This is a genomic window from Nostoc cf. commune SO-36 (assembly GCF_023734775.1).
In the GTDB taxonomy this organism is placed as follows: domain Bacteria; phylum Cyanobacteriota; class Cyanobacteriia; order Cyanobacteriales; family Nostocaceae; genus Nostoc; species Nostoc commune_A.
Map to the genome: position 1 here is coordinate 3,259,923 of NZ_AP025732.1, position 25,507 is coordinate 3,285,429.

Consider the following 25,507-nt stretch of genomic DNA (forward strand, 5'->3'; position numbering starts at 1 on the left):
CAGCTATACTAATTTAGGTTGATGTTGGCACACATTTAATAACCTAAATTTAATCACTTAAAACTTATGGTGTTTTAGTAACTGAACACACTCTATAAAAGTTCTTTGGGTGCTTACTTATTCAAAGAGTCTAGCCAACTAAACAGAAGTTTTGCATTTTGTTTAATCCGCGTTCTTTAGTCAATATTGCAGTGTATATCTAAGATATTGTTTAAAGTTCAATACGCTTGGCTTGGCTTTGTGAAAAATAGTAGGTTGGGTTGAGCAATAGCGAAACCCAGCAAATGGTTGATAATGTTGAGTTTTGTTCCTCAAGTAAACCTAAACCACCTTTAGTTTTTACCTTTAACCCAAGCGTATTGGTTTATAGTTTTACACTCACCTTTCAGAGCGATGCCTACGCTATTTAGTTAATAATACAAATATATTACTTTAGCTGGAGAGGTTTTAGAAATTAAGCATTAAGCATGACAATTCGCTATTCTGTTGATATTCAAACAAAATTACTTATGATTTTAATTAATTCTGTAAGTCCCTGGTTAGTAGCAGTAGTATTGAATACAATCTTATTGGGTTTAGCTTGGATTGCTCCGAAAAAGCTACTTACCCCTGCTGGATTATTCCATGCGTGGTTTTTGGCGATCTTAATTTGGGTAACTCTTGGTTGGCAAGGATATGCAGTAGTAATGTTCTATTTTCTGGTTGGTTCTGGCGTTACTCGCATCGGTATGGCGCAGAAGGAGGCAGAAGGAATTGCCGAAAAGCGGTCTGGTGCAAGAGGCCCAGAAAATGTTTGGGGTTCCGCTTTGACTGGGGCGTTGTGTGCCTTGGGAGTAGGGATGATCAATTCGGGATTTTTTGTACCTAGTCCCCAATCCCTAGTTCCCAATCCTCAGTCCCTATTATTGTTAGGCTATGTAGCAAGTTTCAGTACCAAGCTGGCTGACACCACCGCCAGCGAAGTCGGTAAAGCTTATGGTAAAAGCACCTTTCTCATTACCACACTCCAACCAGTGCCACGGGGTACAGAGGGGGCAGTAAGCTTGGAGGGGACTTTAGCTGGTATTGTGGCTTCTGTAGCGATCGCATTTGTTGGTTGGGGAGTTGGTTTAATTGATCTATTGGGAGTCGCTTGGTGTGTGCTGGCAGCATTTATTGCTACTAACTTAGAAAGTGTGATTGGCGCGACACTACAATCTAAGTATGCTTGGCTGACTAATGAAGTAGTAAATATTTTTAATACATTAATCGGTGCGATCGCATCTGTGCTACTTGCTTGGTCATGGATAAGTTTCATTAAGTAAATCGCTGAAAATAAACAATTACTCGTTTAGGTGGGGCATTGGTAGAAAATAAGTAATCTGCCTTACTACTGCCCTAAAGCTGATATTTTAAATCCTGTTTTGTCCCCGCGAGACTGTAAAAGAGATTATGGAAAATTAAATGATTTCCTAGCCATATAATTTTTTAGCGATCTAGACGTAATTTTTTCATGGAATCTTTATCATTTTTGACAGTTAATCACCAGATGATTTCTATATGATTTAATTTAAAAGTCCTATAAGTGTTTCACAATTTTCACATAATTAGTTCATGGAATCTTTATCATTTTTAACAATTGATGACCAAATAATTTCTGTTGAGGAAGCAGTAAAGTACCTGCAAGCCTCTGGGAAATTGGGACAGTTCATTGGGGATATTCTCCGCCAGTACGTAATTGAGGAAGAAATCCGAACACGAGACGATATTGAAATTGGCACAGCAATAACTGAACAGGCAATTATTGACTTTAGGCTGAAAAATCAACTGACTGACCCCCAAAGTTTTCAAGAATGGTTAAAGACCAATAATACAGATTACGCTACCTTTCACACATCGGTTACTTTCGGTTATAAGTTAGAAAAACTGAAAGCTGTAGTCACTGAATCAAAACTCCAAGAATATTTTATTGAACGCAAAATTTTTTTAGATCGGATAGTACTTTCTCGGATCGTTGTTGATAATCGAGAATTGGCAGACGAACTACACACCCAAATTGAAGAAGGAGGTAGTTTTGAACAACTAGCTAAAGAGTATTCCCTTTCTGATGACCGAATTATGAACGGCATGATGGGAATTATCAGCCGAGGCAGTATGCCGGATATATTACGGGCAGCCATTGATGTGGCCAGTCCTGGACAATTGATCGGCCCAATAGAAATCGTTGGCAAAGACTCTCCGCAAGGAGAAGGACCTTATGGTTTGTTTCGAGTAGAACAATTTCTGCCAGCGTCTTTAGAAGATACTCAACTACAGCAAGCACTACAAAATGAGTTGTTTGAGAAATGGCTAGCAGAGAAAATTCAAAAACTGACAGTCAAGTTACAAGTGAGTTAAAAATTCTGGATAATGAATCTTTACGATTAAAAGTGCTAGCTTCTTTACCTTGGAATCAGCCACCACTATGCTGGCTGACTCCCGAACAACAATCCCAATTAGAAAATGAGTCCCAAACCCGCCAGTATCGTCTGGGAGAAAAAATCTGGTCAAACGATGTCGGCGGTTATCAATTCTTAATTGTGGCTGGGAAAGTCCGCTTGCGAGAAGAGGGAGTTAGCAAACCTTTAGCTGCCCTAGATGTGGGGGATTGGTTTGGTGACTTGCAAAAGCTGTCTGGGGATTTCAAAGCTGTAGCCGCTAGTAAAGAAGTGGTAGTAGTTTGTTGGCATACTGCGCTGTGGAATGAATTGTCTAACCCACAAATTCAGGAGTTCTGGCAAGTGTTACCAGTGGAAATGGAGGGAGAAAAAGAAACATTTTCCTTCTCTTCCAATCCTTCACTAATATCAGCCTCGGATGGAACTTCTAGCCCCCACAGTCTCCAACCTCAAAGAGGACTCCCATCTGCCAATCTAATTATCTCAAATTACCCCTTTGTTGCTAACTGGAACACTGCTGCTGCTTGTTTAACAATGGTGGCGCAACAGTTAGAAAATTCTGTGCAACTGGAATGGGTACAACGCCAACTCAGAGGACAACGCCCAAAACAAGTTGTAGAAGCAGGAGAAAAGTTAGGGTTAGTGTTACGGCGGTTACAAGTGAATTGGGCTGAGTTGCGACAGCTGTCATTTCCAGCTTTACTGCTGTGGAATTCTGACTCACCCCAGAGTCCATCCTGGGTGGTAGCTTATGGAGTTAAAGGCGATCGCTTAATTATCGCTAATCCTCTAAATCCCGAACGAACTTGTGAAAGCTTGCCGCAGTCAATAGTTGAAGCCTCTTGGGATGGACGATTTTGGCAAGTAGAACTCATATCCCAGCAAGAAAAATTTAACCTCAGTTGGTTCACCCCAGCAGTTTGGAAGTATAAGGGATTGCTAATAGAAGTATTGTTAGCATCTTTTACCTTGCAGCTTTTGGGATTAACAACACCGCTAATTACCCAAGTTGTCATTGATAAAGTGATGGTGCAGGGGAGTTTGCCGACTCTTGATGTGATGGCGATCGCACTTTTATGCGTAGCCATATTTGAGTCCATACTAGGCATTCTGCGCTTATTCATCTTTACTCATACAGCTCGTCGTTTGGATTTGAGCTTATCAGCACAGCTATTTCGCCATCTGATGCGTCTGCCATTAGCTTATTTTGAGTCGCGGCGCGTCGGAGACACAGTAGCAAGAGTCCAGGAACTCGAACAAATTCGTCAGTTTCTCACAGGTACAGCATTAACTGTGATTCTAGATAGCATCTTTGCTGTGGTGTACCTGGCATTGATGTTTTACTATAATATCCCACTCACCTTTGTCGCCTTAGCAGTACTACCACTGTTTGCCACATTAACGATAGTTGCAACACCAATTCTGCGTAACTGGCTCAACGAAACCTTTAATCGGAGTGCCGATAGTCAATCGTTTCTAGTAGAGACAATCACCGGAATTCACTCCGTTAAAGCCCATGCAGCCGAACCAGTAGCCCGCGATCGCTGGGAAGGCTTATTTGCTCGCTTCATTCGCACAGGTTTTAAAGCCTCTACTACCTCCAATATCAGCAGCAACATTGGTGACTTTCTTACCAATTTTTCCACCATGCTGATTCTCTGGTTTGGCGCTAAGTTAGTCATCGAACAAAAGCTCACAGTTGGACAGCTAGTTGCATTTCAAATGCTGTCTGGTCGAGTCACAGGCCCACTTTTGCGTTTAGTACAGTTGTGGCAAAACCTTCAACAAGTGCTACTTTCTGTAGATCGTATTGGTGATATTCTTAACGTCTCTCCAGAAGCAGAACTGGGAACTGGTCTAGTTTTACCACCCTTAAAAGGACAAGTCACCTTCGAGCAAGTATTTTTCCGTTACCGCCCGAACTTTGAAGCAATTCTGCGGGGAATCTCTTTCAATGCCGAACCAGGGCAATTTGTTGGCATTGTTGGACGCAGCGGTTCTGGTAAAAGTACCCTGTCTAAGCTATTGCAACGCCTCTATCAAATTGAATCAGGACGCATCCTGATTGATGGTTTTGATATTAAAAGTGCCGATTTAGCATCACTGCGGCAACAAGTTAGTGTAGTTCTCCAAGAAGACTTTTTATTCAACGGTTCCATTTTGGAAAATATCACTCTCGGTACTCCTGACATTACCGCAGAGCAAGTAGTAGAAGCGGCAAGATTAGCAGTAGCTCACGACTTCATCAGTCAATTACCCTACGGTTACGAAACTAATGTGGGTGAACGCGGTACAGCCTTATCTGGTGGACAGAGACAACGTATTGCCCTAGCAAGGTTATTTCTTTCCCAAGCGCCAATTTTAGTTTTGGATGAAGCTACCAGCGCTTTGGATAGTGAAACTGAACAACAAGTACTGCAAAACCTGCAAAAAGTTTCTGCAAACCGTACCGTGTTCTTGATTGCTCACCGCTTTGCCCCCCTCAAACGTGCTGATTTGATTTTGGTATTGGAGCAAGGGGTGATTGCCGAACGTGGTACTCATTCACAGTTGTTGCAACAAAAAGGTTTGTATTGGTCATTATATCAACGGCAGCAAGCAAACATTTAGTAGATTTAACTAGTAGTATTCAAGCTAGTTTTGAAAGTTTGTAGTCATGGCTTTAGAGCTTAGAAAATAAGGGTTAAAGTCCTGACTGCGAATTTGCTTATTCATCAATTAAAACTTGACAGACTGCTAGCTCAAAGCTTGCGAATATATAAAAGCTCAGAGTTTGTCAAGCGGCTAAAGAAGACTTTTTAGCGAATGGAGCATAACTTCATTCGCCATTTAAATTTGCTTTTAAACTTGTCATGTAACAGGATGATAAATATTGCGATCGCAAATATCAGTAATACAAGTCAAGAATTGACATACTCCTCGGCGTAAACGCACGAGAATTACTTAAGTGTTAATTAAATTAGGGGTACAACAATTGTTGTACCCCTAAAGATTAACTATATTTAATCCGATCAAAAACCAATATAGAATAATAATCAACCTCGGAACTACCGGATTATAAGCAATTTTTCACATTTAATACATTTAGATTAATGGTTTGCCAATGCAAATACTTTTTTGCTTGCCTGCGTGGGATAAGTGACGCTAGTGTTAAAAGAAATCGTGCAAAACAAGACCCTCATCCCAGAAGTCGAATAGGAAGCTAGAATGGCAATTCCAAATAAAGAAGTAAAATCTAATACTGATATTTTAGATAATAGACCGCACCCAAACTCGTATCCAGGTTCGCATTCCTAAAGACTTGCAGTGAGGAACCAGTCATTTCACGGCTGGTTTCTCACTATGGCATTACCAGTCATTATTGCTGATGCTCAGGTAAGCGCAAACGTGCCACAACATAGCTGCTTCGATTTGGAACTGCAAGGTACTGTTTCCCAAATTGAAAGCGCCCTAACTTACCTGGATGAGCTGGATTTAGAAGTTTTGCACCAATCTAGCCCTGAAGAAGACGGTTGGTAAATCTTAGTTAGGAGTTAGGAGTTAGAAGTTAAAAAATTCATAATTCATAACTCCTAACTGTTAACTCTTAACTTTGTTTAAGCCATTTGATTTTCAATCGCCCACCGCGCTAATTCAGTGCGGTTGTGGAGATTGGTTTTGCCCAACATATTGGACACATGGCTTTCAACCGTGCGCTGACTAACATTTAGTTCTTCAGCAATTTCCCGGTTGGCTAGACCCCTAGCAACGAACTGGACTACTTTCAGTTCGGTTGGGGTTAATTGCACATCGAAGGGAACCTGGATACGGGAACCGTTTTCGCCTCCTTTAGCTTGGTGTTCTTTCCAACGGATAGTTTGTTTCAGCGAGGATTCAACTTGCGCTACGAGTTCTTCTGGTTCAAAGGGTTTGACCATATAAACATCAGCACCTTTATTCAGACCCTTAACTCGGTCTGCACTTTGTCCCTTAGCTGAAAGGAAAAGAACCGGAATCCAGCTGGTGCGTTCGTTTTGCCGGACTTGCTCTACAAAAGTATATCCGTCCATTTCCGGCATCATCACATCGCAGATGATCATGTCTGGAACATCTTGCTCTAAAATTTCCAGAGCTTCACGTCCATTTTCGGCGGTAATGACTTCATATCCCCGGAATTCTAAGTAATCCTTCACCAGCAAGATGAGGTTAGGGTCATCATCAATCAATAGAAGTCGTTTGTGATCTTTCATGCTGGGTTCTTTCATAGCAGTGGCACTTGTCGCGCTTCGGTCCATCAAAGTCTTGAATATTTATCCTCTATGGTGGGTTATTCGAGATGTTGTCCTTTTTCCTACTTAACTTGCCTTTGCTGTCTCGAAGTCTCAAAAATGCCGAGCACTTTCAATAGACTAGTAGCTCGATAGCAAAAGTCCAGCAAGGATACGTATAGCAGTAGTATCTATAATGCGCTATTATATATCGCATTGAAAGAGTCGGGGTCAAAAACACTGATAAAATAATAATCCTTCTGACTCACAAGTAAGTATTGGCTTAAAGATGACCCTACCTCAAAAGCAACCCGCACTTTCTTTAAGCTTACTGCTATAGCATATCCTTTGGTTGTTAAGCCTCTATAAGGTGTTCACAAGAAACTAGGGAAGTTTCTGGCAAAAGATGGGTTAAAAACGCATATTTTTCTACCACCTTATTGCCTATTAAGTGTTCTCGGACAAGCCGCAGGGTAACTTCCGGGTTTTCTTGGCGACACCAGACACCATCAGGGTAAACCACCATTATGGGTCTAGAGCAAGAAACACGCAAGCAGTTGGCTTCAGTTTTAAAGACGCAAATGGGATGACTCTGTTGCGGTTCATCGAGTTTTAACTCTTTAAATCGCTTTTTTAAGTATTCCCAGGATTCCAGACTAGCTCGTTTTGAGCCGCGATTGGCAATTGCCTGGTCAGCGCCAATAAAAATATGCCGCTGAATTTTTGCAAGTCCTAAACTTTCTACCCAATTGCTCAGGGCCTTATGTTTTAAAGACTTAGTGGTTTTGGAAATTTGATGGCTGGACTGGATCACCCTATTGTTACTCATCGAGCGGCTCCCTGATTACAGTTCTATAGCAATTTCCCACCTTTGAAAATAGAAAAGGAATGGGGACGAATTCTCATAACTCCTAACTTTCTAGTACAGAGACGATTAATCGCGTCTCTCCCTACTCTCTTCGTAGCTTACCGAACAGAACCCGCAAGGTAGAAATAATTAAGCATTTGTACTTAAGTACATCTATGACCCTGTAGTTCGGGAACCCGTACTAAAGGAATTCTTGCCATTGGATGCAATTTTTCGGTAGATTAGCACTCAGGAGTTGAGAGTGCTAATCTCTAAAGGAAAGAAATAATATGGCAGCTTTATCTCTAAGCGTTTCTACAGTTAAACCTTTAGGCGATCGCGTTTTCGTAAAAGTGAACGCCTCTGAGGAAAAGACCGCAGGTGGTCTGTATTTGCCCGATACCGCCAAGGAAAAGCCCCAGGTAGGGGAAGTAGTGGCTCTTGGCCCTGGCAAGCGTAATGACGACGGAAACCGTCAGGAATTGGAAATCAAAGTCGGCGATAAGGTGCTGTACTCTAAGTACGCTGGCACTGATATCAAGCTAGGCACCGAAGAATATGTACTGCTTTCTGAAAAAGATATTTTAGCAGTCGTTATTTAGTGGTCATTAGTCATTGGTCATTAGTCATTAGCCAATGACAGAGGACAAATGACAAATGACGTAGACCCCCTCCGGGCGGCTTCCCGAAGGGTAGAACAAAAGATAAATGACAAAGGACAACTAACAAGAAATTATGGCAAAGCGCATTATCTACAACGAAAACGCCCGTCGCGCCTTGGAACGAGGCATTGACATCCTGGCTGAGGCTGTAGCTGTTACCCTTGGCCCCAAAGGTCGCAACGTAGTCCTAGAAAAGAAATTTGGCGCACCTCAGATTGTTAATGATGGTGTAACGATCGCCAAAGAAATCGAATTAGAAGACCATATTGAAAACACTGGTGTAGCTCTGATTCGTCAAGCTGCTTCTAAGACCAATGATGCTGCGGGTGATGGTACTACCACTGCTACCGTTTTAGCTCATGCGATCGTCAAAGAAGGCTTACGGAACGTTGCAGCTGGTGCTAACGCAATTTCCTTGAAGCGTGGTATTGACAAAGCTACTGCCTTTTTGGTAGACAAAATCAAAGAACACGCCCGTCCAGTGGAAGATTCCAAAGCTATTGCCCAAGTTGGTGCAATCTCGGCTGGTAATGACGAAGAAGTCGGTCAGATGATTGCCCAAGCAATGGATAAGGTGGGTAAGGAAGGCGTAATTTCCCTAGAAGAAGGGAAATCTATGTTCACCGAGTTGGAAATCACTGAAGGGATGCGCTTTGACAAAGGCTACATCTCTCCTTATTTTGCTACCGACCCTGAGCGGATGGAAGCGGTTTTTGATGAGCCTTTCATACTGCTGACCGATAAGAAAATCGCTTTGGTACAAGACCTTGTACCAGTGTTAGAGCAAGTAGCTCGTGCTGGTCGTCCTTTGGTGATTATCGCTGAAGATATTGAAAAAGAAGCTTTGGCAACCTTGGTAGTAAACCGTTTGCGCGGTGTACTAAACGTGGCTGCTGTTAAGGCTCCTGGTTTTGGCGATCGCCGCAAAGCACTACTGGAAGACATCGCTGTTTTGACCGGTGGTCAACTAATTACCGAAGATGCTGGTTTGAAGCTAGATAACACCAAGCTGGATAGCCTGGGTAAAGCTCGCCGGATCACCATTACCAAGGACAGCACCACAATTGTTGCCGAAGGTAACGAAGCTGCTGTTAAAGCTCGTGTAGAACAGATTCGTCGTCAAATCGATGAAACCGAATCTTCTTACGACAAAGAGAAATTACAAGAGCGTCTTGCTAAACTCTCTGGTGGTGTTGCTGTAGTGAAAGTGGGTGCAGCGACCGAAACCGAAATGAAAGACAAGAAGCTGCGCCTAGAAGACGCTATCAACGCCACCAAAGCTGCTGTGGAAGAAGGTATCGTTCCTGGCGGTGGTACAACTCTGGCTCACCTTGCTCCTGAATTGGAAGTTTGGGCAAAGAGCAATCTTAAAGATGAAGAGTTGATTGGTGCGTTGATTGTCGTTCGCGCCTTACCTGCACCTCTGAAGCGGATTGCTGAAAACGCCGGTCAGAATGGTGCTGTGATCGCTGAACGCGTGAAAGAGAAAGAATTCAACGTTGGCTACAATGCTGCGACAAACGAATTCGTCGATTTGTTAGCTGCTGGTATTGTTGACCCTGCTAAAGTGACTCGTTCTGCTCTGCAAAACGCTGCTTCCATCGCTGGTATGGTGTTGACAACCGAATGTATTATAGTTGACAAGCCTGAACCTAAAGATAGCGCTCCTGCTGGCGCTGGTGCTGGTGGCGGTGACTTCGATTACTAATACGTAGTTAGATAATTTGTTAAAACGGCTGCTTCCCTTGTGGAGGCGGCTATTTTTTTGTGCCAAAAGAAGAGGAAAAGGGTGAGTTACGACAACGCTTGTAAATATTTAGCTGAACAGTACCCAGCCGAGTTTGTGCGTTGGTTGCTTGGGGTAGAGGTACAACAAATTGAAGTTTTAAAAACGGAACTCACGCTTGAACCAATTCGCGCGGATTCTGTGACATTTTTGCAAGCGGCTAACCAAATTTTGCACATTGAATTTCAAATTTTGACGAAATCTAATCCGGCGCTTAATTTCCGAATGCTCGATTATTCTGTGAGGTTGAAGCGCCAATACCGTTGTCCTGTAGTGCAAGTGCTAATCTTTTTGCAAGAAACTACTAACGAAATGGCTTTTACTGAAGAATATCGGGACAACACGACGATTCACCAATATCAAGTTGTTCGTCTTTGGGAGCAAGATTCAACACTATTTTTAGTTAATCCGGCGCTGTTACCTTTAGCAAGTTTGACGTGAACTGACTCGCCACAAACTTTACTGGCACAAGTGGCTGAACAAGTCGCTACAATTCCAGATAGGGAGGAGCGACAAAATATCGCGGGTTGTGTAGAAATTCTGGCGGGTTTGCGGTTTGAAAAGGATTTGGTTCGACAATTTTTACGGGAAGATATTATGAAAGAGTCTGTAATTTATCAAGATATCGTTCAAAAGGAAGCCTTTAAATTGATAAGTCGTCAGCTTAAACGGCGCTTTGGTGATATTGATGGATCATTAGTTGAGCAGGTTCGGAATTTATCTGCCGAACAGTTAGAGGATTTGGGAGAGGCGTTGTTGGATTTTTCGGAAGTTGCTGATTTGGTAGCTTGGTTAGAGCAGCAGTAGAGGGACTAAAATTTTTACAGAAGGATATTATTAAATAGTCTGCAATTTATCAAGATATTTTGCAGCAATAAAAGTAGGTTAATAAACTATAACCTGATGTCTACTAAATCACCATTTTGAAAAAATTGGCGCATCCTTCATATAACAAGTATAATCAGGTACAAAACACTGGATTAGATTAGAAAATATGACTAGCAATAAAACTAAAGTGATTTCAATTTTTAACAATAAAGGTGGTGTTGGCAAAACTATTATTACATGGAATTTAGGAGATGCGCTTGCACGAAGAGGCAAAAAAGTGCTGTTAATAGATTTTGATCCACAATCAAATCTTTCAATAGCAATGTTAGGGGATCGATTTACAAATATTTTACCAAGCCCAGAAAATCCTTATGGAACTACTATAAGAGCATATCTACAGAGGTTTTTGCAAAATGAAGGTACATTACAGTTATATAAACATAAAGGATACAGAACTAGCAATAATGTTGATTTAATTGCTAGTGATGCTTGGTTGAATGTCTATTCAGAATCACTAAGTGTTGGATCGGATTTACTCACTGGTAATGGGCTTGAAAAATATTCAATCATAAGCAGGTTAATACAAGAAGCTAATAGTACCGAAAATAAGGAGTATGATTATGTATTAATTGACTTACCACCCTCATTTAATAATTTGGTTAGAACTGCACTATATTCTTCTAACTATTTTATTGTTCCTTGTACATCTGATATTTTTTGCTCGTATTGTGTTGGACTAATAGGAGAAACACTACCAAGGTTTATTAAGGAATGGCAAATAGGATGTCAACTACATGATACTAATAATCCTCATACTCAAAAATATATAAATCTTGGTAAACCTGTATTTGCAGGTTGGGTTTTTAATGGATATGACACAAGAAAGCCTAAAGATGAGACAACTAAGAAAATAATTGCAGCAGATAACGCAATGGGACTACAGATCATACAGAAGGTCAAAGAACTTGTTGAAACACTAGAAAATAAAATAAAGGAACATCCTTCTGTTTTGAAAAATACCTCATTTAAATATTTCCAGTTAGGTGGAATAGAAGATATGAACATTCTTGTACAAAATAGTATGTGGCTAAACTGCCCTATCGCAACACTAGATCGAATGGAACCAGTAAGAAATCTTCAAGATAGAGTGCAATGGTCGCCAAACCAATTAGATCAAATCCAGGCATTAAAGAATAGCTTTCTAACAATAGCTGATAGAGTAATTAAGCACTGTATTTAAAAAAATAAATTTACATCTATATTTATTTGCAGGCTTTGTATCAGCATTTTCATAAGGACTGTGATTTTGTCTACATGGTTTATCGATTTGGCATAGACCTGGAGAAGCGATCGTGTTTTAACGACTTTAATTTTTATCGTATCGCTTTTCTGGACTAGAGCGATCGCCTTCTAATTTTGCATAAAAACCTATGAGCCAAATTAATCCCGAACCAACTTTATTGGAATTTCACCGCATTTTAAAACCATCAGCACGCTTGGCTGTGGTGTGGAATAACCGCGATAGAGAAGATGCGTTAACTACAGAATATAGCCGAATAGTCTGCGAAGCATCTAATAATCATCCAGCAGAATCTCGAATGCAATCGGTAGAGCCACTATTAGTAACTACCTATTTTATTAACATCCGTGAATATAATTTTACTTATAAACAACAGTTAGATTTAACTGGACTTATTGGAAGAGCAATGAGTGTTTCTTATCTACCGCATGAAGGTTTGGGATATGAACAGCTTATTGATAATTTTCAAGAATTATATCAGCGCTTTCGTGATGAGAGTGGTTTTGTCTATATGGTCTATCGCACTAGCGTACATCTTGGAGAAGTTATTTAAAAATAAAAATGGGAATCATAAAAAGTAGAGTGCGTTAATTCACTCTCAATAAATATCAGGATTCACATGGCACAACCAAAATATGAAGGTTATTGCGGATGCACTCCTACTAAATTAGTCCGAGAAAAGTTTGGAGATGTTAATGTTTATGCCCAAAATGCTAAATCACTTTTAACAAAAGCTACTGGTTTTATTGGTGATTATGATTTTACTCTAAATCCTTACAGGGGATGTCAATACGGTTGTAGCTATTGCTATGCTGCTGCATTTAGCCCTAATGCCCAAATGCGCCAAGATTGGGGAAAATGGGTAATTTTTAAAGAAAATGCTGCTGATATTTTAGCGAAAGAATTAAAAAAATGGTATGAAAAAAATCCTCACACTCCTCCTAGAATATACATGAGTAGCGTTACTGATCCTTATCAACCCCTTGAGTCTAAATATCAGCTGACTCATCGGTTATTGCAGGTAATGCTTGATGTGAGAGATGATCTTTATCCAACTCCAACTTTGGTGATTCAAACTCGTAGCCCAATTATTACTAGAGATATTGATTATTTACAACGATTTAAGCGATTGCGAATTAATATGAGCATTCCCACTGGGAGCGAATTAGTGAGAAAAGATTTTGAACCGCGATCGCCAAGTATTAAAGCTAGACTAAATGCTATCATTAAAATTAAACAAAGTATTGATTATTTCAAAGGTTTTGTTCCAAAAATTTCTATCACTATTACCCCTTTACTTCCTACTTAGCAACTGATGAAGCTGCTTTTATTGGCAAACTAGCCATCGCCGATAGGGTTGTAATTCAAACTTTTCATGCAAGCCAGAGTCGTTCTCTCATTGCATCAACTCGCCAAGAAGCTGAAGAAATTAAGCAAAAATACGCTTGGTGGTATGACGATGAGAAATTAAGCTATATGAAATTTAAGGAAAAGTTAGTTTCTCGGCTTCCAAGTGTAGAAATTATGGAAGGTAAAGAGGGATTTGGTTATGAGTAATCCTATCACAAATTGGTGGCGAAGTTAGCAGTTTAAATTATCTTTGAGACGCGGAGATACCCGACGTTCAACGCAATTATTGCAAGAAATTCAAAAATCAGGTGCAAGATTCTCATGGTTAGAAAAACTATTTAGGGATAAACTTCAATTTGAACACTATTCCCAAGAATACAAACGACAAACAGAAACTTTAAGTAAACAATTAACAGAAGCATCTCAGCAAAAAGATGATTTTATATTAATACCAAATGATGAGTTTGTTAAATATATCTATAAAGTTTTTAACTTAATACAGCACGATGAATATAAACTGCAACCTACTGGTATTGATGAACGTATATTTGATGATTTTGAATCAAAACTAGTTGAATATCTCAAAGAAGAATTTAGTAAAATTCCTGAAAAAAAATTATTTATTAAGCTAGAAGATGCTCTTGAGGATATTAATAACTTAAAAATTGGACAAGACCCAGACTACCGTTTTAGTCTAACTCCTCATGTCTACTTTATGAAGTATTTTTTAGACAATGTATATTGCATATATTTAGCTTGGTTTCTCATTTACCAGGATGCTTTACTACCAAGTAAGGTTAATATCCTTGATATTGCAGCAGGGCCAGGAACAGTTGCTTATGGTTTAGCTTTATTTCTCCAAAGTAGTAGCGGTTTTTTTCATATCCCACAAATGCATATATCCTACTACTCTTTAGAAAAACAAGATGCTTTCCAGTTTCGTGGGCTTCAGTTTTGGCGACGATATATAGAATCGCGTCTAACCCCAGTAAATACATTCTTCCGCTTTGTTACTAGTGATATTTTTACTTGGAAAACTCAATCGAATAATCTACCCAAAGATTTTTTCGACTTTATCGTAATTTCCCACTGTTTCTTTATAGATAAAGCGAAGACGGTTGAAGCTAATAATACTTACAAGCAAATATTTGCCACTAGCTTAAAAAACTCAGGTTATATCCTGCTAATTGTGCAAAATAAAAAGTTATTCAAAATTTACGATGTTCACCAAGTTGAAAACCAAGAACAGGAAAAAAATGTAGTGGATAAATTTCTAGCAGAACTGGGATTAGAGTTAGTCTGGTATAGGTATCTAACCTCAACAGGTTCAAGAACATCTTTACCCGGTGCTGAATTTGCTAAGTTTGCTCAAGACAAATTACCAAAAAAGCTGTATATGAGTCCAATACTGCAACAATATTTTGGTCAGAAGCATCAGTCAAACTATACATTAGATGATTATGTAGTCTTGGCGAAAAAATCATGAGAAATTGCAGCCAAAGTAGTATATAATGCATTAAATAAATATAAGATATCTGAACTTTAATTTTGAATTTATAAATGATCTGCAATTCACAAATAGCAGAAGGTTGGCATGGCAAACTTAATTTAGTCTATGCCGATCGCCAGGGTAAAACCCAATTAATTTACAATCACCAACAAGCGCCCCTGAAGGTACAGCGCCCATTTTACCCAGAAGGCCAAAAAGTTTGTCATAGCGTCATTTTACACACGGCTGGGGGCATGGTGGGAGGCGATCGCTTATCCTCTAATATTCACCTCCAACCCCAAGCCCAAACCTTAATCACCACGGCGGCTGCAAGCAAAATATACCGCAGTAATGGCTTACAAGCTAGACAAACCATCCAGATGCAGGTTGACGCTGATGCTTGTTTAGAATGGTTGCCGCAAGAGACAATTTTATTTAACAACGCGATTTATCGGCAAGATTTACGGGTAGAATTAGCAACCGGGGCTAGCTTTTTAGGCTGGGAAATTACCCGATTTGGCCGCAGTGCTAGAGGAGAAAAATTCTTACAGGGAGAATGGCGATCGCACACGGAAATTTGGCAAGAAGGTATTCCTTTATGGATTGATCGGCAATGCTTACGGGGTAGCGAAGAAACTTTTCACAGTCCCCACGGTTTGGGTGGAAAACCAATTGTAGGTAGTCTAGTTTGGGTTGGTGGTGCAGTCTCAGGAGAAATTGTTGAAAAAACGCGAAATTTATGGGATGGGGAAGGGGAAGCGGGTGTTAGTCGATTACAACATGGATTATTGTGTCGATATCGCGGTGCTTCTACATCTGAGGTGAGAAACTGGTTTATTGATGTTTGGCAGTTGCTGCGAGTTTTTTTCTTGAATCGTGGTAATTGTATACCAAGAGTTTGGCAGGTTTGAACGAACCGCAGAGGTGCAGATAACACAGAGGAGATAAGAATGCAACTTACGCCGCAGGAAAAAGATAAGCTATTAATTTTTACTGCTGCTTTATTAGCAGAAAGACGTAAAGTAAGGGGTTTAAAACTAAATTATCCTGAAGCTGTTGCTTATATTTCTGCTGCTATTTTAGAAGGTGCAAGGGATGGGCAAACTGTCGCTGAATTAATGAGTTATGGTACAACTCTATTGACGCGGGATGATGTCATGGAAGGTATACCTGAAATGGTGCATGACGTACAGGTAGAAGCTACTTTTCCTGATGGCACAAAGTTAGTGACAGTACATAATCCAATTCGTTAAGTTTGGAACTTTAAATTTATTATGATTCCTGGGGAAATTATCACACCAGAAGGTGAAATTGAACTAAATGTTGGTCGTCCAACTATAAAATTACAAGTGTCAAATACAGGTGATCGCCCCATACAAGTCGGTTCCCACTATCACTTTTATGAAGTCAACACCGCCTTAAACTTTGACAGAGAACAAGCGCGAGGAATGCGCCTCGATATCCCCGCCGGAACCGCAGTTCGCTTTGAACCAGGCGACGAAAAAGAAATAACTCTCATCCCCCTCCTTGGTACTCGCCAAGTCTACGGCTTCAACGCCAAAATTAACGGAAACCTCTAAAAACCCTCTGCGTACCTCTGCGCTTCCCTCCGCGTCCCTTTGCGTTAAAAAAAAGGATTTTATATGCCTTACAGAATGGATCGCCGCGCCTACAGCGAAACCTATGGCCCAACAATAGGCGATCGCATCCGACTTGCAGACACAGAATTATTTATTGAAGTTGAACAAGATTTCACCACCTACGGCGACGAAGTTAAATTCGGCGGCGGTAAAGTCATCAGAGATGGTATGGGACAATCCCCAATTTCTAACGCCGATGGTGCTGTAGATTTAGTAATTACCAATGCCTTAATTCTCGATTGGTGGGGTATTGTCAAAGCAGATATCGGCATTAAAGATGGCAAGATTTTCAAAATTGGTAAAGCCGGAAATCCTTATATTCAAGACAATGTAGATATTATTATTGGCCCTGGAACTGAAGCTTTAGCCGGTGAAGGAATGATTCTCACTGCTGGCGGTATCGATGCCCATATTCATTTTATTTGTCCCCAACAAATTGAAGTGGCGATCGCTTCCGGTATTACCACCATGCTCGGCGGTGGTACTGGCCCTGCCACAGGTACAAATGCCACTACCTGCACCCCCGGCCCTTGGAATATTTACCGAATGCTGCAAGCTGCTGATGCTTTTCCCGTCAACTTAGGATTTATGGGCAAAGGGAACGCCAGTCAACCCCAAGGACTTGTAGAACAAGTAAATGCCGGTGCAATGGGGTTAAAACTTCATGAAGACTGGGGAACCACACCCGCAGCAATTGATACTTGCCTCAGCGTTGCCGATGAATATGATGTGCAAGTAGCGATTCATACTGATACCCTGAACGAAGCCGGATTTGTCGAAGATACGATCGCAGCTTTTAAAAATCGCGTCATCCACACTTACCACACTGAAGGCGCAGGTGGCGGACACGCGCCAGATATCATCAAAGTTTGCGGACAAGCCAACGTTTTACCATCTTCCACCAATCCGACACGCCCTTACACCGTCAACACCTTAGACGAACACCTGGATATGTTGATGGTATGTCATCACCTTGATCCTGCGATCGCTGAAGATGTCGCTTTTGCCGAATCTCGCATCCGCCGAGAAACCATCGCCGCCGAAGACATTTTGCACGACTTAGGCGCATTTAGCATGATTGCTTCCGATTCCCAGGCGATGGGAAGAGTAGGCGAAGTAATAATTCGTACCTGGCAGACATCTCACAAAATGAAGGTGCAGCGAGGAACTCTTAACCCACAAGGAACTGAGCAAAAAGCAGATAATTTTCGTGTAAAAAGATATGTTGCTAAGTATACAATTAACCCTGCGATCGCTCACGGAATTGCTCAATATGTGGGTTCAGTGGAAGAAGGAAAATTAGCAGATTTATGTTTGTGGCGTCCGGCATTTTTTGGCGTGAAACCAGAGATAGTCATTAAAGGCGGAATGATTGCATGGTCGCAAATGGGCGATGCTAACGCCAGTATTCCCACACCGCAACCAGTGTATATGCGACCGATGTTTGGTAGTTTTGCAGGTGCGCGTCATGCCACATCATTAACTTTTGTTTCCCAAGCAGCTTTAGAGAAAGAAATTCCCAGCCAACTAGGTTTACAAAAAGCAGCAGTTGCCGTTTCTGGAACACGCCAATTGAGTAAGCGGGATATGAAGCTGAATGATGCACTACCCCACATTGAAGTAGATCCAGAAACATATCAAGTTAGGGCAGATGGAGAGTTGCTGATTTGTGAACCTGCGACAGTTTTACCAATGGCACAGAGGTACTTTTTGTTTTAGAGTTACGATCAAATAGTTAAACGTTGCATCTGATGTAGAAAATCATGCTACCTTTTAAGAAAAAAATAGTGACTGATGAAGCGATGCGTCCGGTAGCGGTGTTGATTGATTATCAGGACTGGCAGCAAATTGAGAAGATATTAGAAGCTCATCAATCACAACAAAAACAAGAGTTCAATTTAAACCAGTATGCTGGCGTAATTCAACTAACTCAAGACCCTCTGGAATATCAGCAGCAAATTAGGGATGAGTAATGTTGACACAACCTTTGATTTTTTTAGATACAAATGTAGTCTTGTATTTTTTGGGTGGTCGCTTGGTAAATCCACTACCATCAGGACAATATTTTATTTCAGTGATTACTGAAATTGAATTGCTCTCTTATCCGAGTCTCAGTTTAGAAGAAGAAAGACAAATTATTGATTTTTTAAATAAAATTACAATCATTGGTATTGATAGTAATATTAAAAATTTAACAATTGCATTTCGCAAACAATACAAACTCAGGCTTCCTGACGCAATAATTGCAGCAACTGTAAAATCTCTAAATGCAACATTGTTTACAAATGATGTAATATTGGTGAATTTAACAGAAATTAATACTCAGTCAGTGCAAATTGTGTAATTGGTGCGATGTCTACGACGGGCAACTTTTGGAAAGGCTACCCTATTCCTTGAAACGAGAATATTATCGCACTAATTATCCTGGAGATAAGTAGGGCTTGCTGAAAAAGTCGTATTTAAGGCAGATCGAGAATCAACTAACAATGCTTGTAAGTGGAAAGAATAAAATATTATATGACTCAAAGTGATTCATATAATATTTTCTAATCACCCAAACATTAAAATAGGGTAAATACAGTATTTCCTAAAATAAATACAAAAAAAAGTCATAATAATCCGCCGTAGTAATGTGGAAAGATTCATGACTAGAAAATTTATAGCAATTGCTGTTTCAGAAGTATTAGAAAGTTTGGTCATCAATCGAGCAAGGCTATATCTTCTTTTTGCTTCTCCAAATTTCCCTTCAATACAATTACGGTCTCTCTCGTCTAATTGTGTCTGTTTTTTGGTTTCTTTACTGATATTTTTTGGAGGTCGTCCTAATGGTATACCACTAATTCTAATTCCTCTTTCTTTACACCATTTTCTATTGTCTTTGGTTCGATAAATCTGGTCTACATGTATAGATTCTGGATAGAACCCTGTTGCTAGTTTAAAAGCTTCTACCTGCGCTTTTAAGTCACTTGATTCATTAAAATTATCCCAACTAATTCGGTCTAAAAATACATAACCTTCATAACAACTAGCTGATAATTTGGCTCCAAATTCTACTGATGAACCAGCTTTTCCCCTAATGATTGGACGCACATGAGGTTGTGTTAAACTCACTATTCTATCGTCAACACGAGAAAGGCTATTCTCATACATGAATAACTGTTGCCGACATACTTCATTTACGACTAATAGTATTTTATATTTTTGGGCACTCAGCCACTCCAGCTTGCCTCCAGAGGCTAATAGCCTATCTATATATGATAGATTTCTTTTCAGATATTGTAGTTGTCTCTTTATTACTTTTCTTCTTTGTTTTTTCGATGGTCGTCGCTTTTTCGCTACGTCTAGATATTCTTTTCTAGCTGTATTTCTATAAGTTCTGGGCTTTTTCTTTTCGTTGTCATCTAATTCTTCATACAGAATATCTATTATTTCTTCGGTTTGCTCTCTCGCTTCGTTCAATAATCCTAAATCTGTCGGATATTTAATATCTGCTGGTACACAAGTTGCATCTAATTTTAATTTACCTTGATTTCTTTCTTCATTTATTTTTTCTTCTCCTCCACTGCTAATAACTTTTTTTCATTTACTTCTTCATTTTCTTTCTCTCGACTATTCTTGACCATCCTCTGATTCATTCTATTAACTAATCCAACATCTATTCTTTGTCTAAAATGGACGAGCATTGATGCTTCAAATGGTGCTTCATTACTATACTTATTCAACCCTATAAAATACTGCAAATAAGGATTTTCTCTTATTTGTTCCACTGTCTCCCTATCACTTAATCCCAATCTTTCCTTGATTATTAAAGCTCCGATCGCTGTCCGAAAGGACTTTGCCGGTGCCCCCATTTCAATCGTAAATTGTTGAGCATATTCATCTTCAAATTCTGACCAAGGAATTAAATTAGCCATCATGACCCATCTATTATCCTCTGCCAATTTCCCCTCAAATGGCAGTTCAAACTTTTCTATTGGGGTGGGTGGGGTCTCAATTTTTCTATACATTTTTTATACTGGTGTTAGGGTTTTGAGCAATTTTACCTGATTTTCTTGCACTTTTACCCAACCTATAGACCTCAATTAATATTTGTACAAGGGTTTCAGCTTTAATCAGCAAGCCCTAAGTACATATTTGGCAGTAATTTTCAAATCTTTCTGTGGATTTTAAATAATTTACAGAACTTACCTGTAGATTCTTCAATTTGTCGTTAATATCTTCTTGCATTTGTTGTGAAATACCTCCACCTTGTTTCTCATTTTTGACAATTAAAGTAAGATTGCTACAGAGCTATTTCATTCTCATCTAGTCCGCCTCAGAATGAATTCTGAGTTTAATAGCCAAAGTCGTCTAAAGACGAGTTTTAACGGACTTTAGCTATTAGCCCGGAACTTCAGTTCCAGATAGTTTATGTCTAGAATTAAATAGCCCTGGGATTGCTATATCTTCAACAGCTAAGTTTTTGTTTATCGATCTTAACTTCTTCGAGGCGAGATTTCGCCCACTCATAATTTGGTTCTATGTTGATTCCTTCATTGAAGTTCTCTTCAGCTTGTGTTAGCAAATTACATGCTGTTTGACGGTCTAACTCGTTCTCCTGGGCATGGTAAGACAGATGGTAAGTTTGCCCCAGTCCGCCGTAAGCCGTGTACTGTCTACTGTTTTCCTGGATGAGTTGTGAGAAACATAAAATGGCTTTCTCATAATTGTTGTCGTCACGATATTGAAGGCACCAATTACCTTGTGAGGCTAAATATTTATTCGTTTGATCGTTAAGAGCTTGTTCGGTTTTTCGAATTTGTTTTTGAGCCTCATCCTTTGCTGTTCGAGCCTCATTCTCTGCTGTTCGAGCCTTCTTCTCTGCTGTTTGAGCCTTCTCCTCTGCTGTTTGAGCCTGTTGTTCCTGTTCTTTGGCAAACAGACCTATTCCTAAAGCTACAACGCAAATCATAAACAGTCCAACAAAGCCACCTCTAATGATTCGACGGGCTTTCTTGTGTGCTTTTTCTAATACCTGTTTCTCACGTTCAACTTCTCGCCTATCAAATGTCTGACTATCACGTAAAAAACGATCATCCAGATTGCTCAAGCCTTTATCTGTTGACCACTCCAAAGCATCTTGCAACGCCTGTCCACGCAACAGGTAAGATTCCTCCTGATAACCGGAAGCTTCCCAGTTGCTAAAAGCTTCCGCATAAGGACGCAGTTTAGCTAGTTCCTTCTTTACCCAGTCGAGTGCGAACACAGACTGGTAAATGCGGTTATAAACTCGTAATTTACCCATCTGTTGAACCACTAAACCTGTTAGCCTTAAGTCTATTTGTTCAGCACTATTATCAGTAGCAATTTCACCTTGTTGCAAAATTTGCTGATATAGTCCCAGTAGACGGCTTACGCGTTGTTCCTTCCTCCATATGCGATCGCGTATTGTCCGCAAATGCGCCTGTTCGTCCTGAGCTTCCCAGTTTTCGATAATGCGCGATTTCACCAGTTTATCAACACTCAATCGCTGATTATCTGTTTGAATAAGTTGGCAAATTCTCTGGGTAAGAAACGGTTGTCCACCAGTCCATTGCAAAATTTCTTGCAGCGCCTCTTTGGGATTTTTAAACTTGCTTGCCAATCCTATAGCTAACGGTTTGGCTTCTTCCAACTGAAAGCCTTTAAGTTCACCAATATTAAATGGCGTGCGCTTTTTGTCTTGAACAAAATCAGAAGGAGTCGCCACCCCCAATAGTGTGAAGGTGATACGTTTATATTTTAGATAATCGGCACGCTGGTTATAAAAATTGCGGATCAAAGCAAAAAAATCGTCAGTGAGAAACTTCAGACTAAGAACGCTATCAATCTCATCAATAAAGATGACAATGTTTTGTGGAATTTCTACTAACAGCACCTCATCGATAAATTCACCCAAACGCTGAACTGGAGAAATCTGAGAGCGATCGCTCCACCAACTGCTAAAGTTAAACTTTACTGAAAGCTGGAAACTTCGCTCCAAACGCCTAACTATACCCGCATACCATTGCTCTGCTGAAAGTTGGTGACTGCCAGTTTCTGTTAAATCAATCACAGCACAGGCAATTCCCTCTGCTTGCAATTTTTGCATGGTTCTTACTCGCAAGCTAGATTTACCCATCTGCCGAGAGTTCAATACGTAGCAGAAATTGCCAGCTTTTAATTCATCATATAAATCTTTATCTGCCTGTCGTTCTACATAAGTGGCAGCATTGGCTGGCAAAGTTCCCCCGGCTTGATATTCATAAACCAAGTTTTGTGCTGGGTTTGCTGGCTGTACTGGAGGCAATTGTTGTGATGGGTTTGGTGCTGGGTTGGTTGGTTGATTCTGAACAGGTTCTTGTGCATTAAGATTGTGGGTTAGCTGGTGGAAATATTCACGATACAAATTACAGCGAAGAATCACACCATTGTTTTCCCAGGCAATCAACCCCATACTCTTTAATTTGAATGCCAGTATTGGCTCTAATTGTACTGGGTTGGTTGCGCTAACAATTTGTGCGATCGCATCTATTAGTTCTGGATGCTGTTTTAAATTCCACCAATGTCGTCTTAAATGGTCACTAAATATTCCCGCATCTGTGGGAGCAATTTTGAGTAACTGCTCCAATGTAGTTTGTTGTCGAGAAATATGATAAAGCCCCACCCTTAACAAATACGGGTGTCCTCCCAACATTGCCATTAACTGCTAACTGCTCAACCTGGGTAATATTCCAATTGAGAGCGTATCGCCTTGCCAAATCCAACACTTGCTCGCGGTTAAATTCTGGCAGTTCAATGGGTAAACCGACATTAAACGGCGATTGATTTACATCCATATTGATGTAGGGTTCAGTAGAATGGACTACTACTAGCCGCAGTTTCTTCCAAATATCCCGACTTTTTGCATCTTCGTGCCAAGCCCGTAACAGCCCAAAAAAGTCACTAGCAATTTTGGACTGTTGAAAAACGCAATCTACCTCATCTAATGCCAATACCAATGGTTGGTTGATTGAAGATAACAAATACTGCTCAAAATAAGATGTGCAGTTCTCTTTGCTACCAAACGTCTTGTCCCAGTGTTCAGCTAAACGATTTTGTAATCCTAATCTCCGACCGACGCTAGCACAAAACCAACGTAAAAATTCATCTATGTCAGTAAATACTTTACTATCTGCTAGTTGAAAGCTTAATGAAGCAGTGCTATAGCCTTGCTGCCGTGCATAATGTAGAATCCGCGCCATTAAAGAAGTTTTACCCATCTGCCGTGCTGCTTTAATGCGAATTAAAGCACCCAGCTTCAAAATTTCTTTATAGCAGTCAGATTCGATGGGAGGACGTTCCACATAAAATGTAGAAGCCAAATCCATCTGTCCTTCAGGTAATTCTGGTTCTGCTGCTGGCAGAGGAGGACTTTGTAAGTTTTCTAGTTCAGGTAATATGGTTGGCAATTCTGCCTCTAGAGGCTCATCAAAGGTTTCGCTTTCATTAGCGTTGGCTAAGAGTTTTAATAAATCTTGTAAAATCAGGCGAGTATCTGCATCTGACTTCCACTCTCGCTGTTGAATCTCATTTAAATAGCCACGTAACTCATAATTAAGCGGCGCACTTAAAGGGAAGTTAACGCGGATTGGCAAAATCCCCGGCTTACGATTAGAACGTAAATCCCGCAATCGTTTCACCTGCTGTACTTCCCGTGTCACCATCTCACTGTTTGCTGATTTCTCAGACAACAGCAGAAAAAAATAATCGCAACGCTGTAGTTCTCTATCGATACGTTGCGACCATTGTTCTCCCCATAGAATGCTTTCCTTTGCCATGAATGGGTCATGTCCAGCATTTTTGAGAGTATCGTAAAACTGCTTTGCTAAACTTATGTCTGGTTCTTGGCTGTGATAACTGATAAAAATCCTGGCGCTTTGAGTAGCTGGTTTCATTTCGTAGAGATTTACTTGTTGCTTAACCCATTGAGGTAAGGCTTCTAACACCACTTTTGTAGGAATAATAAAAGCAGCTTTGACATCTTGGCGCTGTTTTTCTGCCGCTACAGCCATTCCCACTACACGCTGTAAATTCTGATCCCAAACTGGTGTACCACTAAAACCTTCTTCTAGACGATAGCTAGTTTCACTCTTAACTTCAATCTGCACCCAACTTTTAGCATTTGCTCCTGTAATACACCCTCAGTCCAGACGCCATTGGGTTTATCTTTGGGAAACCCAAAAGCTAAAAACTCATGTTTCCATACGTTCTCACACGGAAGTAATTCCACTGGTTTAGCTTTGTTGGGGGAAGGCTTCTCCAACTGTAAGACAGCTATATCTTCTTGAGATTCAGACGGATTGGAACTCACGGGTAGCCAAAAAACAACTGTGGCTGTTAGTTTCTGTTTAGAATCTACTATAGGAAAGTCACACCTAACTGTACCCGTTGGCATTTCAGAAGTACCAGCAGGAATTTGCAAAGCCAAAGCCACAACATGAGAGCAAGTAAGGATATATTTATCGGAAACTAAGAAGCCTGAGCCAATTACGTTGCCATTATTAGAGTAAATTCTGACAACGGATAATTCTAATTTTTGGCTCATTTTTGGATCTCCCGCTTCCACTTGAGGGTAATTTCGTAGTTGATTTCACCAGTGCCAGAAGCTACAACAGCTTTAAATTCAGAGCTAAATTTGATCCCAAACTTGACTTCTATTTCGTCCGCAGGCTGATGGAGACTACCAAGTTTGGTGAGTATGGCGTTAGCTACAGGCTTAATTGTTTCCAGGGCGGATTCAAAAGACTTTGTAGACCTTTGAGTTATCTGCTCACGAATACCGATGCGATCGTCGGTAATGCCAATGGGAGAGTCAGTCAGTCCTGGCTCATTCACTTCCACAAGAATTATTGAGTTGTCGTTCTCTGAAGGAAATTCAACGATGCGTTTCACGTTTGACCTC

Annotated in this window: 23 protein-coding genes and 1 pseudogene; 17 read left to right on the top strand and 7 right to left on the bottom strand. The window is 40.4% G+C overall.

Translation table 11 applies throughout. The features are described 5' to 3' along the window. Window positions 1–467: 467 nt before the first annotated feature. The 4 genes from ANSO36C_RS14650 to ANSO36C_RS14665 all read left to right on the top strand — a co-directional run bounded on the left by ANSO36C_RS14650 (window position 468) and on the right by ANSO36C_RS14665 (window position 5,936). Window positions 468–1,304 (top strand): TIGR00297 family protein, encoded by an 837-nt coding sequence (locus ANSO36C_RS14650; RefSeq protein WP_251960119.1) that lies wholly within the window; start codon window positions 468–470, stop codon window positions 1,302–1,304. Window positions 1,305–1,593: 289 nt separating this feature from the next. Further along, on the top strand, window positions 1,594–2,376 hold the full coding sequence (locus tag ANSO36C_RS14655; RefSeq protein ID WP_251960120.1) for a peptidylprolyl isomerase: 783 nt from the start codon (window positions 1,594–1,596) through the stop codon (window positions 2,374–2,376). Beyond that, the gene (locus ANSO36C_RS14660; RefSeq protein WP_251960121.1) at window positions 2,325–5,027 is read left to right on the top strand and encodes a type I secretion system permease/ATPase; all 2,703 of its coding nucleotides are present in this window, start codon (window positions 2,325–2,327) and stop codon (window positions 5,025–5,027) included. The genes ANSO36C_RS14655 and ANSO36C_RS14660 overlap by 52 nt, the downstream gene beginning before the upstream one ends. A gap of 696 nt (window positions 5,028–5,723) precedes the next feature. Beyond that, window positions 5,724–5,936: a hypothetical protein gene (locus tag ANSO36C_RS14665; protein WP_323374588.1), complete on the top strand. Its 213-nt coding sequence runs from the start codon at window positions 5,724–5,726 to the stop codon at window positions 5,934–5,936. 77 nt (window positions 5,937–6,013) lie between these two features. On the opposite strand, the gene ANSO36C_RS14670 is transcribed toward ANSO36C_RS14665, so the two are convergent. After that, window positions 6,014–6,691, bottom strand: coding sequence for a response regulator transcription factor (locus tag ANSO36C_RS14670; RefSeq protein ID WP_012407592.1), 678 nt, complete (start codon window positions 6,689–6,691; stop codon window positions 6,014–6,016). Between the two features lie 328 nt (window positions 6,692–7,019). Next, the gene (locus tag ANSO36C_RS14675) at window positions 7,020–7,493 is read right to left on the bottom strand and encodes a (2Fe-2S) ferredoxin domain-containing protein (RefSeq protein ID WP_251960122.1); all 474 of its coding nucleotides are present in this window, start codon (window positions 7,491–7,493) and stop codon (window positions 7,020–7,022) included. Between the two features lie 308 nt (window positions 7,494–7,801). Between ANSO36C_RS14675 and groES the strand changes: the two genes are divergently transcribed. The 13 genes and pseudogenes from groES (at window position 7,802) to ANSO36C_RS14740 (ending at window position 18,910) form a co-directional block, all read left to right on the top strand. Then, entirely contained in the window at window positions 7,802–8,113 is a 312-nt protein-coding gene (groES, locus tag ANSO36C_RS14680) for a co-chaperone GroES (protein WP_100898362.1), read from the top strand. Window positions 8,114–8,246: 133 nt separating this feature from the next. Beyond that, entirely contained in the window at window positions 8,247–9,881 is a 1,635-nt protein-coding gene (groL, locus tag ANSO36C_RS14685; protein WP_251960123.1) for a chaperonin GroEL, read from the top strand. A gap of 81 nt (window positions 9,882–9,962) precedes the next feature. Continuing rightward, window positions 9,963–10,766, top strand: a pseudogene (locus ANSO36C_RS14690) (Rpn family recombination-promoting nuclease/putative transposase). Window positions 10,767–10,953: 187 nt separating this feature from the next. Next, window positions 10,954–12,027, top strand: coding sequence for a ParA family protein (locus ANSO36C_RS14695; RefSeq protein WP_251960124.1), 1,074 nt, complete (start codon window positions 10,954–10,956; stop codon window positions 12,025–12,027). Window positions 12,028–12,217: 190 nt separating this feature from the next. Then, window positions 12,218–12,640 carry a hypothetical protein gene (locus ANSO36C_RS14700; RefSeq protein ID WP_251960125.1) on the top strand — a complete coding sequence of 141 codons (423 nt, stop codon included), beginning with the start codon at window positions 12,218–12,220 and terminating at the stop codon, window positions 12,638–12,640. 66 nt (window positions 12,641–12,706) lie between these two features. Then, window positions 12,707–13,396 carry an SPL family radical SAM protein gene (locus ANSO36C_RS14705; RefSeq protein ID WP_251960126.1) on the top strand — a complete coding sequence of 230 codons (690 nt, stop codon included), beginning with the start codon at window positions 12,707–12,709 and terminating at the stop codon, window positions 13,394–13,396. Between the two features lie 327 nt (window positions 13,397–13,723). Continuing rightward, window positions 13,724–14,923 carry a photosystem II assembly protein gene (locus ANSO36C_RS14710; RefSeq protein ID WP_251960127.1) on the top strand — a complete coding sequence of 400 codons (1,200 nt, stop codon included), beginning with the start codon at window positions 13,724–13,726 and terminating at the stop codon, window positions 14,921–14,923. Window positions 14,924–14,997: 74 nt separating this feature from the next. After that, entirely contained in the window at window positions 14,998–15,837 is an 840-nt protein-coding gene (locus ANSO36C_RS14715) for an urease accessory protein UreD (RefSeq protein WP_251960128.1), read from the top strand. A 39-nt stretch (window positions 15,838–15,876) separates the two neighbouring features. Next, window positions 15,877–16,179: an urease subunit gamma gene (gene ureA / locus ANSO36C_RS14720; protein WP_251960129.1), complete on the top strand. Its 303-nt coding sequence runs from the start codon at window positions 15,877–15,879 to the stop codon at window positions 16,177–16,179. A 21-nt stretch (window positions 16,180–16,200) separates the two neighbouring features. Further along, the gene (locus ANSO36C_RS14725) at window positions 16,201–16,506 is read left to right on the top strand and encodes an urease subunit beta (RefSeq protein ID WP_251960130.1); all 306 of its coding nucleotides are present in this window, start codon (window positions 16,201–16,203) and stop codon (window positions 16,504–16,506) included. 63 nt (window positions 16,507–16,569) lie between these two features. Further along, complete coding sequence (gene ureC / locus ANSO36C_RS14730) at window positions 16,570–18,285, top strand: urease subunit alpha (RefSeq protein ID WP_251960131.1); 1,716 nt, start codon at window positions 16,570–16,572, stop codon at window positions 18,283–18,285. Between the two features lie 44 nt (window positions 18,286–18,329). Then, complete coding sequence (locus ANSO36C_RS14735) at window positions 18,330–18,539, top strand: hypothetical protein (RefSeq protein WP_251960132.1); 210 nt, start codon at window positions 18,330–18,332, stop codon at window positions 18,537–18,539. Next, window positions 18,539–18,910: a type II toxin-antitoxin system VapC family toxin gene (locus ANSO36C_RS14740; protein ID WP_251960133.1), complete on the top strand. Its 372-nt coding sequence runs from the start codon at window positions 18,539–18,541 to the stop codon at window positions 18,908–18,910. The genes ANSO36C_RS14735 and ANSO36C_RS14740 overlap by 1 nt, the downstream gene beginning before the upstream one ends. Before the next feature lie 206 nt (window positions 18,911–19,116). Here ANSO36C_RS14740 and ANSO36C_RS14745 read toward each other — a convergent pair. The 5 genes from ANSO36C_RS14745 to ANSO36C_RS14765 all read right to left on the bottom strand — a co-directional run bounded on the left by ANSO36C_RS14745 (window position 19,117) and on the right by ANSO36C_RS14765 (window position 25,497). Then, window positions 19,117–20,573, bottom strand: a protein-coding gene (locus tag ANSO36C_RS14745; protein ID WP_410174699.1) for an IS5 family transposase whose coding sequence is annotated in 2 segments (ribosomal slippage) — window positions 19,117–20,111 and window positions 20,111–20,573 — 1,458 coding nt in all. Because the reading frame shifts where the segments join, the coding sequence is not laid out codon by codon here. A gap of 440 nt (window positions 20,574–21,013) precedes the next feature. Then, window positions 21,014–23,260, bottom strand: a complete 2,247-nt coding sequence (locus tag ANSO36C_RS14750) for an AAA-like domain-containing protein (RefSeq protein ID WP_251960134.1) — start codon at window positions 23,258–23,260, stop codon at window positions 21,014–21,016. After that, window positions 23,148–24,713, bottom strand: a complete 1,566-nt coding sequence (locus ANSO36C_RS14755) for an AAA-like domain-containing protein (RefSeq protein WP_251960135.1) — start codon at window positions 24,711–24,713, stop codon at window positions 23,148–23,150. The genes ANSO36C_RS14750 and ANSO36C_RS14755 overlap by 113 nt, the downstream gene beginning before the upstream one ends. Next, window positions 24,674–25,150, bottom strand: a complete 477-nt coding sequence (locus ANSO36C_RS14760; protein ID WP_251960136.1) for a S1 family peptidase — start codon at window positions 25,148–25,150, stop codon at window positions 24,674–24,676. The genes ANSO36C_RS14755 and ANSO36C_RS14760 overlap by 40 nt, the downstream gene beginning before the upstream one ends. Continuing rightward, the gene (locus ANSO36C_RS14765) at window positions 25,147–25,497 is read right to left on the bottom strand and encodes a CU044_2847 family protein (RefSeq protein ID WP_251960137.1); all 351 of its coding nucleotides are present in this window, start codon (window positions 25,495–25,497) and stop codon (window positions 25,147–25,149) included. The genes ANSO36C_RS14760 and ANSO36C_RS14765 overlap by 4 nt, the downstream gene beginning before the upstream one ends. Between the last annotated feature and the right edge of the window lie 10 nt (window positions 25,498–25,507).